The organism is Actinoallomurus sp. NPDC052274, assembly GCF_040679475.1.
GTDB lineage: Bacteria > Actinomycetota > Actinomycetes > Streptosporangiales > Streptosporangiaceae > Actinoallomurus > Actinoallomurus liliacearum.
Genome location: NZ_JBFAUT010000115.1, coordinates 1 through 11,536, shown reverse-complemented (window position 1 = coordinate 11,536; position 11,536 = coordinate 1). Strand labels below are relative to the sequence as shown.

General features: G+C 73.5%; 11 protein-coding genes. 4 read left to right on the top strand and 7 right to left on the bottom strand.

What is annotated here, in order from left to right; genetic code table 11:
- Both rfaE2 and AB0K82_RS43935 read left to right on the top strand, forming a co-directional pair.
- Nucleotides 1-659: D-glycero-beta-D-manno-heptose 1-phosphate adenylyltransferase (rfaE2, locus tag AB0K82_RS43940; RefSeq protein ID WP_364409545.1), on the top strand; the 659-nt coding region annotated here is incomplete at its 5' end.
- The gene (locus AB0K82_RS43935) at nt 656-1,624 is read left to right on the top strand and encodes a UDP-glucuronic acid decarboxylase family protein (RefSeq protein WP_364409542.1); all 969 of its coding nucleotides are present in this window, start codon (nt 656-658) and stop codon (nt 1,622-1,624) included. The genes rfaE2 and AB0K82_RS43935, both read left to right, overlap by 4 nt.
- A gap of 276 nt (nt 1,625-1,900) precedes the next feature.
- Here the strand turns inward: AB0K82_RS43935 and AB0K82_RS43930 are convergent, their stop codons facing one another.
- From AB0K82_RS43930 to AB0K82_RS43900, 7 genes are all read right to left on the bottom strand, one after another.
- Nucleotides 1,901-2,125: a hypothetical protein gene (locus tag AB0K82_RS43930; protein WP_364409539.1), complete on the bottom strand. Its 225-nt coding sequence runs from the start codon at nt 2,123-2,125 to the stop codon at nt 1,901-1,903.
- A gap of 85 nt (nt 2,126-2,210) precedes the next feature.
- On the bottom strand, nt 2,211-3,164 hold the full coding sequence (locus AB0K82_RS43925) for an LLM class F420-dependent oxidoreductase (protein ID WP_364409536.1): 954 nt from the start codon (nt 3,162-3,164) through the stop codon (nt 2,211-2,213).
- A 154-nt stretch (nt 3,165-3,318) separates the two neighbouring features.
- Entirely contained in the window at nt 3,319-5,055 is a 1,737-nt protein-coding gene (locus AB0K82_RS43920; protein ID WP_364409533.1) for an ABC transporter permease, read from the bottom strand.
- Between the two features lie 194 nt (nt 5,056-5,249).
- On the bottom strand, nt 5,250-5,975 hold the full coding sequence (locus AB0K82_RS43915; protein WP_364409530.1) for an ABC transporter ATP-binding protein: 726 nt from the start codon (nt 5,973-5,975) through the stop codon (nt 5,250-5,252).
- A gap of 2 nt (nt 5,976-5,977) precedes the next feature.
- Nucleotides 5,978-6,484, bottom strand: coding sequence for a PadR family transcriptional regulator (locus tag AB0K82_RS43910; protein ID WP_364409527.1), 507 nt, complete (start codon nt 6,482-6,484; stop codon nt 5,978-5,980).
- 187 nt (nt 6,485-6,671) lie between these two features.
- Entirely contained in the window at nt 6,672-7,523 is an 852-nt protein-coding gene (locus tag AB0K82_RS43905) for a DMT family transporter (protein ID WP_364409524.1), read from the bottom strand.
- A 160-nt stretch (nt 7,524-7,683) separates the two neighbouring features.
- Nucleotides 7,684-8,418: a hypothetical protein gene (locus tag AB0K82_RS43900; protein WP_364409521.1), complete on the bottom strand. Its 735-nt coding sequence runs from the start codon at nt 8,416-8,418 to the stop codon at nt 7,684-7,686.
- Nucleotides 8,419-8,618: 200 nt separating this feature from the next.
- On the opposite strand from AB0K82_RS43900, the gene AB0K82_RS43895 reads away from it, so the two are divergent.
- Nucleotides 8,619-10,517 (top strand): N-6 DNA methylase, encoded by a 1,899-nt coding sequence (locus tag AB0K82_RS43895; RefSeq protein ID WP_364409518.1) that lies wholly within the window; start codon nt 8,619-8,621, stop codon nt 10,515-10,517.
- A 38-nt stretch (nt 10,518-10,555) separates the two neighbouring features.
- Nucleotides 10,556-11,536: serine/threonine-protein kinase (locus AB0K82_RS43890; RefSeq protein WP_364409515.1), on the top strand; the 981-nt coding region annotated here is incomplete at its 3' end.

The following is an 11,536-nucleotide window of genomic DNA, read 5'->3' as shown; positions in this document are numbered from 1 at the left end:
GCGCCGGCGACTGCTTCGCGGCCGCCGCCGCGCACGTGCTGCGCGCGGGCGGCCTGGTCACCGAGGCGGTGACGGAGGCGGTCCGGTACGCGAGCGAGTTCGTGGCCGCCGGTGGGGCCGCGGCCGTCTCCGGAACCGACATCGGCCCGGCCGCGGCCGAGCCGCCCATGGCGCCGGCCGACGGCGATCCCTGGGAGGTCGTCCGGCGGGTCCGCGAGCGCGGCGGCCGCGTGGTGGCGACCGGAGGATGCTTCGACCTGCTGCACGCCGGCCACGTCAGCATGCTGCGCGAGGCCCGGCGCCTCGGCGACTGCCTGGTGGTCTGCATCAACTCGGACGCGTCCGTACGGGCGCTGAAGGGACCCGACCGGCCGGTGGTGCCGGCGAGCGACCGCGCCCGGGTGCTGTCGGCGCTCGAGTGCGTCGACGCGGTCGCGGTCTTCGACGAGCTGACGCCCATCGAGCTGCTCGAACGCCTGGGCCCCGACGTGTGGGTCAAGGGCGCCGACTACTCGGGCGGTGACCTGGTGGAGGCGGACGTCGTCCGCCGTCACGGCGGAGAGGTCGTCCTCCTGCCCTATCTCGATGGTCGTTCGACGAGCCGTCTGGTCGCGCGGGTCCGCGAGACGGCGAGCACTCTCGGAGGTGAGACCCGATGACGGAACGCGCGGTGGTCACCGGCGGGGCGGGATTCCTCGGCTCGCACGTCTGCGAACGCCTGCTCGCGCAGGGCATGTCGGTCATCTGCCTGGACAACTTCCTGACCGGCTCCCCACAGAACGTCGCCCACCTGATGGGCCGTCCGGGATTCCGGCTCATCGAGTGCGACGTCACCGGCTTCGTGCACGTCCCCGGCGACGTCGACCTCGTCCTGCACCTCGCCTCGGCGGCCTCCCCCATCGACTACCTGAAGCTCCCGCTGGAGACGCTCAAGGTCGGCGGGCTCGGCACGCTGCACGCGCTCGGCCTGGCCCGGGAGAAGGGCGCGCGGTTCGTCCTGGCCTCCACCAGCGAGGTGTACGGGGACCCGTTGCAGCATCCGCAGCGCGAGGACTACTGGGGCAACGTGAACCCGGTCGGCCCGCGCAGCGTGTACGACGAGGCGAAACGCTACGGCGAGGCGCTGACCACCGCGTACCGCAACAGCCGCGACGTGAGCACCGGCATCGTCCGGATCTTCAACACGTACGGGCCGCGGATGCGCCCGCACGACGGCCGCGCGATCCCGACGTTCATTCGCCAGGCCCTGCTGGGAGAACCGCTCACGGTCGCCGGGGACGGCAGCCAGACCCGGTCGATCTGCTACGTCGACGACACGGTCACGGGCATCCTCGCGCTGGCCCTCAGCGACCTCTCCGGGCCGGTCAACATCGGCAACCCGGAGGAGATGACCGTCCTGGAGCTCGCGAAGACCATCCGCGAGCTGGCCGGATCCGACTCGCCGATCGCGTTCGTCGACCGGCCCGTCGACGATCCCGGCGTGCGCCGCCCCGACACCACCCTGGCCCGCGAACGCCTCGACTGGCGGCCCGCCGTGCCGCGTGACGTGGGCCTGCGCCGGACCATCGACTGGTTCGCGGCCGAACTCGGCGTCGAGACCGCCGCGCGTGCCACCGGAACGTGAGATCGGCGCGAACCCCGTTTGAGACCTGCCCGTCGGGTACAAGGACCAGCAGTCGGCCCTGGCCGACGTGAGCGCCGCCGAGCCGAACCTCTGAGCAGGGTACGGAGGCTGACCGAACAACCGACCAGAGGTACGGAGGCAGGCGGGACGAGGCCGGTGCGGGAGACGCACCGGCCTCGTCGTTTCCCGGCGGCCTGAGATCACCGGGCTCGTTGTACGTGCAGGCGGCCTGCGACCGCCGGGCTGGTCGTGGGTTCCGGCGGCCTGAGAACGGGGTCAGTCCTGGCGAGGGGCCTCGTCGCGGCGGTTCTGCTGGGCGGGACTGCCGTGGATCACGCCTCCGGTGTTGTCGCCGCGCTTGGTGCCCGCGCCACGGGCGCCGCTCTGCGTCGGATTGCGTGACGCGCGGATCGTCATGGCGATCCATACGATGAGGACGAGGACGATCAGTACGATCCCGACGATCCCCAGCACCCCGACGTACGTGACATGGTGCGTCATACGCTCCTCCCTCCCTCCGGCTCCCCTACCCCTACGGTCCGCCTCACACCTCCCGGCGGGGAGATCGTGCGGCTTCCCGGCGCGCTCAGGCGAGTTCGGGCAGCACCTGTTCGGCGTAGAAGGAGAAGAACTCGTCCTGGTCGGGGCCGATCTGGTTGATGTAGACCTCGTCGTAGCCGGCGTCGACGTACTCGCGGATCGCCTGGATGTGCCGCCCCGCGTCCGGGCCGCAGGGCAGGTTCTGCTCGATCATCTCCTCGGTGACGAGCTGCGACAGCTGTTCGAAGTGCCGTGGCAGCGGCAGCAGCTGGGCGGCCTCACCGGGCAGTTGCTCGTTCGGCCACAGCCGGTGCGCGGTCTTGCGCGCGCTCGCGACGTTCCGGCTCCAGCAGACCTTCAGCCCGCCCTGGGCCGGCTTGCCCTCGCCCCCGGCCGAACGGAAGATCTCCAGCAGGTCCCGGTCGGGCATGGTGCACATGAACCCGTCGGCGATCCGCCCCGCCAGAGTCGCCGCTTTCTTCCCGAAACCGGACATGTAGATCGGCGGCGGCTCGTCCGGGAGGGTGTAGAGCCGGGCCGTGTCGACGTTGTAGTAGCGCCCGTGGTGGCTGACGAGCTTCCCGGTCCACAGGCGGCGCATCACCTCGACGGCCTCCTCCAGCATCTCCCGGCGTTCCTCGGCCGGGGGCCAGCGCGACTCGACGATGTGCTCGTTCAACGCCTCCCCGGTGCCCACGCCCAGCACGAACCGGCCGTCGGTGAGGACGGCGCTGGTCGCGGCGGCCTGCGCGACGATCGCCGGCGGTGTACGGACCAGCGGGCAGGTCACCGCCGTCGTGATCGGCAGCGAGGTCACCTGGGCCAGCGCGCCGATGACCGACCAGACGAACGGGCTCTCCCCCTGCTCATCGAGCCACGGATGGTAGTGGTCGGAGATCCACAGGGCCTCGAAGCCCGCCTGTTCGGCCAGCTTCGCCTGCCGGACCAGCTCTTTCGGCGAGTGCTCTTCGCATGACAGGAAGTATCCGAATTTGGCCATGCTCCCCCGGTTCCCCCGCCACGTCGCCGAAACCTGCGCGGGAATAGGGCCGGGCACGGCGGGGCGGTCCCCGGCACGGGCCCCTGGCTCGTTCCAGAGACCCGTGACCTTCGGCCGTCCCGCCGGGTTCCGGCCACCCGGAATTCCGGTCTGCTCACTCGGCGCGCAGGGCCTCCGCGACCGGGCGGCGGCCCGCCAGGCGGGCCGGCAGAGCGGTGATCAGGGCGACCGCGGCGATCGTCCCGGGGATCACGGCGGGCAGCCAGGCGTACGGGATCGCCTCGCCGCCCGGAGCGCCCGCCGCGGCCCGGGCGCCGGCGTAGACGACCAGCCCCAGCGGGATTCCCAGCGCGCCGGCCAGCGCCGCCGGGAACAGTTGCGCCGCCGACAGCCCCGCCGTCACCTGGCGCGGCGTCCCGCCGAGGGCGCGGGCGAGCGCGCTCGGCCGCCGGGCGTCGATCGAGCCGGCCCACGCGATGAGGACGGCGTTGACCACCGCGAGGACCAGGAGCGCGAGCGTCATTGTGATCACCACCTGGTTCACCTGCCGGGTCACCGGGTTCTCCGCGCCCGGCACGAACATCAGGCCGGTGGTCCTGGCGTCCTTACGGGCGATGTCGCCGTGCATGGCGATCGCCGCGACCACCATCGCGGCGGTGACCGCGAGGCTGGTCAGCGCGAGCGCGGACCGGCGCGGCCGCCGGGCCGCCAGCCGCAGGCCGAGCAGCAGCGGCACCGGGAGCCGGGCGGACAGCCGGATGAGCCGTGCCGAACGCCGGGGCGGGCGCGCCCGGCCGGACAGGGCGCGCACGGTGCTCATCCTGGTCCCGCGGACGGCGGGGACCACGGTCGCCGCCCCCGTGACCACCACCGCGACGGCCAGGACCAGGGCGGCCGTACCGACCGTCAGGCCGGGGCGGCCGCCGCCGATCAGTCCCGCGCTCGGCCGCGCCAGCAGTGGGGCGGCCGCCCAGCCGGCGACCAGTCCGACCGCGGAGGCGGCCACGGCCAGTACGACGTACTCGGCGAGCAGCACGGCGGCGACGGTCCGGGGCGTCGCCCCGACCGCCTTCAGCAGGCCGACCCGCCGCGTCTGGTCGGCGAGGCGACCGCCCACGAGGACGGTGACGCATGCCACGGCGAGCAGGGCGAGCGCCCAGGTCCCGGTCATGAGCGCCTGGTCGACGAGGTGCAGTTCGGCGGTCGCGTACGCGCCCATGTCCTGCCAGGTGCGGACGCCCCGGTGGGCGGCGGCGAACGCGGGGGCCGCGGCCGGGTTCGCGAGGCGAAGCGGCATCACCTGGGAGGTCACCGGCCGGCCGAACCGGCGAAGGTCGGCCCTGGTGCCCCAGACCAGGCCGGGCGTGCTGGAGGGGTAGGGCACCCGGCCGGCCGTCACGGCGATGCCCGCGACGGTCAGGCGGCGGCCCGCGATGGTCAGTTCGTCGCCCGGCCGTACCTTCAGGGCGGCCGCGAAGGCGCGTTCGACGACGACCCCGCCACGGCGCGCCCACGTCCCGGAGGTGACGCGCGGTCGGTCGACGGGCACTCCGGCGGTGTCGCGTCCCTGCACGACGACGGCGACACGGATGTCCCGGACGCGCAGGTCGTCGACGGAGACCATGGCGTACGGCCCGGCCGAGGCGGCGACGCCGGGCGCGTGCGCGAGCGCGGCGAGGTCCGCCGCGCGCTCGGCCGTCGCCACGGCGTCGGGCCCGGCCGTGGCCGCGCGGGTGCGCTCCCAGGGCCGGTCGGCGGCGCCCCCGACCGTACGGCCGAGGGCGAGCGTCGTCGTGGTCGCCGTGAGCGCGATCAGCAGGATCAGCGCCTCGGCCCGCCGGCGGCGCAGGTCGCGCAGCGCCAGCCGGGCCACCAGCACGAGCACGCTCATGCGCCCTCCTTCGTCGGGGGAGTGACCAGACGCGCCGCGCTTCCGATTCGCTCGCTGCGCTCACTCATACGCCCTCCTTCGCCGGAGGAGTGACCAGACGCGCCGCGCTTCCGATTCGCTCGCTGCGCTCACTCATACGCCCTCCTTCGTCGGAGGAGTGACCAGACGCGCCGCGCTCATGACTCGCTCGCTCATTAGCCCTCCAGTCCCGCGAAGGCGCCGAGGCCGCCGCCCGCGCCGGCGAGGTCGGTCCGGCCGACGAGCGCGCCGTCCCGCATGGTGATCACGCGGTCCGCCGTCGCCGCGACCCGCGAGTCGTGCGTGACCATCAGCAGGGTCTGGCCCTCGGCCCGCAGGGCGGCGAACAGCCGGAGCACCTCGGTGGTCGCGGCGCTGTCGAGGTTGCCGGTGGGCTCGTCGGCCAGCACGATCCGCGGCCGGCCGATCAGGGCGCGGGAGACGGCGACCCGCTGCCGCTGCCCGCCGGACAACGCCGCGGGCAGATGCGTCGCACGGTCGACCAGTCCGACCCGCTCCAACAGCTCGGCTGCACGGCGCCGCGCGACGCGGGGACTCACGCCGGCCAGCAGGGCGGGCAGTTCGACGTTCTCCTGGGCGGTGAGCTCGTCAACGAGCTCGAACCCCTGGAACACGAACCCGAGCGCGTGCCGGCGCAGGCGGGCGAGCTCGGTCTCCGACATCCGGTCGATCCGCTGGTCGGCCAGCCACAGCTCGCCGCCCGTCGGCCGTTCGAGGCCGCCGAGCAGGTGCAGCAGCGTCGACTTGCCGCAACCGCTCGGCCCCACGACGGCCACGGTCTCGCCCGCCGCCACGTCCAGGTCGACGTGGTCGACCGCGCGGACCAGTCCCGTTCCGCTGCCGTACTCCTTGCGCAGCCCGTGAGCCCGCAGTATCACCATGGTCAGCCTTTCCGCTCCCAGTACCGGGCGCAGGCGTCGAGCCAGCGCAGGTCGGCCTCCAGCCGCAGGCTGACGCCCTCGATGAGCAGCGCCGCCGCCGAGCCGTCCGGCTCGTTCAAGGCGGCGCGCTGGACCTCGGCCAGCCGGCGCAGCAACTCCCCGCGCTGGGCCTCCACGAGGTCCACCGGGTCGGCCAGCCGGGCCGCCGCGGCGGCGACCAGCTTCAGATGGAACTCACTCGGCTTGCCCCAGGTCAGGTCCCTGAGCCAGGCGTCGACGCGGTCGCGGCCCTCGGCCGTCAGCGCGTACACCTTCCGGTCCGGCCGGTGCGCCTGGCCGACGTGCTCGGCCGTGACCAGGCCGGCCTTCTCCAGCCGGGTGAGGGTGACGTAGACCTGACCGGCGTTGAGCGCGTCCCCGACCGGGCCGAGGGCCTCCTGAAGGCGGGTCCGCAGCTCATAGCCGTGGGAGGGCTCCTTGGCCAGCAGTGCCAGCACGACGTCCTGCACGAGTGATCACCTCTAACGGTTAGCTATATAGATAACGGCTAGCCGTGGGAGACCGCAACCGGATCGGCCGAACCCGCGACCGCACCGCACGGTGCTCAGCGCGAGATCCGTGACCGCGCAGTGCACCTTGACCCGAGCGCGACCGTGACCGCGCAGTGCACCTTGACCAGCGCACGACCGTGACCGCTCAGTGCACGTTGATCAGGGCGACGCCTGCGACGACGACGCCCGCGGCCGCCAGCCGGGGCAGGCCCATCCGCTCCTTGAAGAAGACGGCGCCGATGATCGCACCGGTGATCACACCGGTCTCGCGCAGCGCCGCCACCGCCGCGAGCGCGCCGCGCGTCTGCGCCCACACGACGATCCCGTACCCCAGCACCGAGATCAGCCCGCCGGGCAGTCCGAGCCGCCACTGCGCCCGTACCGCCGGCCATACCGACCGGCCGCGCGCCACGGCCACCCACGCCACGACGGCGGGCCCCATGCCGAAGAACAGCCAGCCGCTGTAGCCGACCGCCGTGCCCGCGTGCCGTACACCCACTCCGTCGACCAGCGTGTACCCCGCGATCGAGACGCCCGTCAGCACCGCCGCGCCGATGGCGCGCCACTGCCGCGACGACGCTCCTCCGGCGAACGCCAGCGCGCCCAGCCCGCCACAGATCGCCGCCACTCCGGCGAGCTGCGTCAGGCTGAGATGTTCACCGAGGGCGGTGGCGGCGACGAACGCGACGACCAGCGGCCCGGTGCTGCGCGCGAGGGGGTAAACCTGGTTGAAGTCGCCGAGCTCGTACGATCGCGCGAGCAGCCAGGTGTAGATCGCGTGAAGGACGACCGAGGCCGCGATCCACGGCCAGGAGGCCCGCGCGGGCGCGGCGGCCAGGGACAGCATCAGCAGGCCCGCGCCCGCCTGCACGATCCCGATCAGCGCGAACCCGGCGTACCGGTCGGTCGCCGCCTTGGCGAGCGCGTTCCAGGTGGCGTGCAGGACACCGGCGAAGATCACGGCGAGGGCGGGCAACAACGGAAACGTGTGACTCACCGCTACATCCCACCGCAATCCGCCTCAGCGAGCGTCCCCACCGACGCTCGCGGGCGGCTACTCCCACCCGAAATCACAGATCCCTGGCGTGCGCTGCTCCTAGAAGACAGCAGACGCCAGGGATCATTCGTCACACCATCAGCGCACACCTTCAGCGTGGTCAGGTCGCGGACTGGACCTTCTTGGCGATCTTCTCCGCCATGGTGAGCGCGGCGGCGCCCTTGTCCGCGTGGCTGGAGCTGTAGAACGTGGTCACGATCGTGTTGCCGACCCGGACGGCGGCCAGGGTCATGCCACCCTGCCAGGTGGGGGACGTCTCGATCGCCTTGACGGCCTCGTCGCCCACGCCGTGCACCGCGGCGCTCTTCACCCTGACCTTGGCCGCCGGACTGCTCGACCGGTCGACGAACGACGCGCAGTGGGCGAACACCTTGCGCAGCTTCGCCATCGCCTGCTGGGCGTCGCCGGCGTGGTAGGTGTCGATCTCCTGCGCGATCTCCTGGGTCTGCGCCGCGTCGCCGTAGTCGTTCTGCGCGAACGCCGCGCTGTTGATGTTCGTGACCCGGATCCAGGAGGTCTGGCCGAGCACCTCGCAGGCCTTCGCGGCCGGAACGGGGGTGTTGGAGACCTGCACGCCGCCGTCACCGGTCTCCCGCGAGCCGTCGGGGCTGAGGTGGAAGCCCTTCGGCATCGCCCGCGCGGGCAGCAGAAGCGACTTCAGGGTGGTGCCCGTCAGCGCCTTCGACGCCGCCGAGGCGGACGAGGCGGTCTTGGGGGCCCCGGCCGAGTCGTCCTTCCCGCCGCCGTTCTGGCAGCCGCCGGCCGCGAGGACGGCGGCCGAGGCCACGGCGAGGACGGCGCCGACCCGGACGCGACGGGCAGGAAGGATCTTCATCTCCGGTCTCCAAGGCTGAGATTAGTTGATCATGCTCACCCAGAACTCGATGGTTCTGATGATCGCCAAGGAAAGCACATGTGAATCCAATTAACAATCGAGACGGTTGTGGTCGACTGTTCGATCATGGGGCGGTAACGTGACCATGGAGCAGCCGGGACACGGGGTCGCGCGCAGCACCGTGAAGGGAACGACGCACCGTGCAGGACGAGGCAACCGTCAGCGCCGCGGACATCGCCCGGCTGGCGGGCGTCGGCCGGGCCGCCGTGAGCAACTGGCGCCGCCGGCATCCCGACTTCCCCCAACCCGTCGGAGGGACGCCGACCAGCCCGGTCTTCGCGCTCGCCGACGTCGAGGCATGGCTCCGGGACCAGCGCAAACTCGATGAGCTCCCCCTGGAGGAGCGGGTCTGGCAGCGGCTGCGGGCCGAGGCCCACGACGATCTGCGCGTCGCCGAGGTCGTGGCGGACGCCGGTGAACTCCTCCTGCGGCAACGCGCGGCCGGAGCACCGCGGCCCGAGCGCGCCTCTGAGCCGCTGAGCGCCGAGACGGCGCAGGCGGTCACCGAGCTCGCCGACGCCCGGGGCGTCGTTCAGGCGTTCGAGTTCCTGTTCACCCGCTACCGGGAGACGCAGGCACGCCGCGTCTCGACCACTCCCCCGGAGATCCCCGGGCTGATGGCCGCGCTCGCCGGCGAAGCCCGTACCGTCCTGGACCCGGCGTGCGGCACCGGCGATCTCCTCCTCGCCGTGCTCGGCGACCCCCGCGATCCGCGCCGTCTCCTCGGCCAGGACGCGGACGGGGACGTCACCCGGCTGGCCACCGTCCGGCTCACCCTGCTCGGCGCGGATCCCGGCATCCGGGAGGGCGACTCCCTGCGCCAGGACGCGTTCCCCGGGGTGCTGGCCGACGCCGTGCTGTGCGATCCGCCCTTCCACGAGCGCGCGTGGGGCCACGAGGAGCTCAGGACGGACCCGCGCTGGGAGTACGGCCTGCCGCCGCGCCTGGAGCCGGAGCTCGCGTGGGTGCAGCACGCGCTCGCGCATCTCGCCCCCGACGGGCGAGCCGTGGTCCTCATGCCCGCCATCGCGGCCGGGCGCCGTTCGGGCCGCCGCATCCGCGCCGAACTGCTCCGCAAGGGCGCGCTGCGCGCCGTGGTCGGGCTGTCCGCGACCCATCACCTCTGGATGCTGCGGCGCCCCGAGGGCGCCCCGCCGGCGACCGTTCTGATGATCGACAGCGCGGACCAGGACACGGTCGTCACCACCTGGTGGCGGCACGCGGACGACCCCGGCCACGACGAACCCGGCGTCAGCCGGGCCGTCCCCGTCATCGACCTCCTGGACGAGGAGGTCGATCTCACGCCGTCCCGCCACGTCTCACCCGCCCGGTCCGAGCGCACCGCGGAACGCTTCACCGAGACCCACGACCGGCTGGCCGTGACCCTCGACAGGGCCGGCGGCCTCGTACCGGCGCTGCCCCCCGCGGCGGAGCGCCGGGAGTCCCGCTCGGTCCCGCTGGCCGAACTCGCCCGGATCGGGCACCTGACGATCCACCAGGCGCCGATGCGCGGGGACACCGAGGACGGCGGCGACGGCGACCCGCCCCTGCTCACCGCCGAGGACGTCGTCGAGGGCCGCGCCCCGACGGGCCGGGCCGTTCGCGGCGACGGCCGCTGGGTCCCCATCCAGGCCGGCGACGTCCTGGTCGCCGCGGTCGCCCGGCGTTTCGTCGTACGGGTCGCCGAGACCGACGGGCCCCTGCTCGGGCCGCAGCTGAGCCTCCTCCGCGTCGACCCCCGGCACCTGGACCCGTACTTCATCGCGGGGGTGCTGCGCAGTTCGGCCAACGCCCGCGCGTCCATCGTCCAGTCCACCGGGACGATCGGCCGCGCCGACATCCGGCGCGCGCAGGTGCCCCGGCTGCCGCTGGAGGACCAGCGCCGGTACGGCGCCGCGTTCCGCCGGATGACGGAGCTCGAGTCGGCCCTGCGCTCCACCGTCGCCATGGGCGCCGAGCTGGCGCAGCTCCTGGCCGACGGGGTGGCGGAGGGCACCCTCGCGCCCCCCGACGACACCCATTCCTTCGGGCGCCCGTAGGGTTCGGGCGTCGATCGGCACGGCGAGGGGACGGAACGGTGGGGCGGCACACGGTGCTGGCCGGGCGCTACGAACTGCTGAGCCCGCTCGGCCGTGGCGGCATGGGCGAGGTCTGGGAGGGCGAGGACCGGCAACTGCGACGTCCGGTGGCCGTGAAGCTGCTCACCGACGACGCCCTGGCCGGGCACACCCACCCGGACGAACTCGCCCGCCGGTTCGCCCGCGAGGCCTCCGTCACGGCCGGGCTGCGGACCCCCGGCGTCCCCGCCGTGTACGACGCCGGCACGTACGACGGCGGGCTGTTCCTCGTCCTCGAGCTGATCAGGGGCCGTACGCTCGGCGACCTCATGGCCGAGGAGGGACCGCTCCCGGTTCCCTGGGCGGCCGGGATCGCGGCGCAGGTCGCGGCGGTGCTGGCCGCCGCCCACCAAGGCGGCCTCGTCCACCGGGACGTCAAACCGCAGAACGTCATGCTCACCGGCGACGGCGCCGTCAAGGTGCTCGACTTCGGCGTGGCCGGGCTGGTCGACCACTCCGCGCTCTCCCGGATCACCCGGACCGGGCAGCCCGTCGGCACGCCCGCGTACATGGCCCCCGAACAGTTGCACGGCCGCCCGGCGACGGCGCGCACCGACCTGTACGCGCTCGGGTGCGTCCTGTACGAGATGCTGGCCGGTGACCGGATGTTCGACGCCGCCTCGCCCGCCGAGCTGATGCACCTACAGCTCGAACAGGCTCCCCCTCCGCTGCGCCGCGACGACCTGCCTGCGGAGCTGGACACCCTGGTCCGGCAACTACTGGAGAAGGATCCCGAGAGGCGGCCCGCGGACGCCCGGGAGACGTACGACCGCCTGCTGCCGTACGTCGTACCGCCGGGCCCGCTCGGCGACATCGACCCCGCGGACGAGTCGCGGAGCGGCGCCCACCTGTACGCCCGTGCCTTCGTCCGGCTGGCCGGCCCGCCGCCCGCCTCACGAGTCTTCTTCTCACCGCAGCCCACGCCGGGGGCGGCGGGGGCG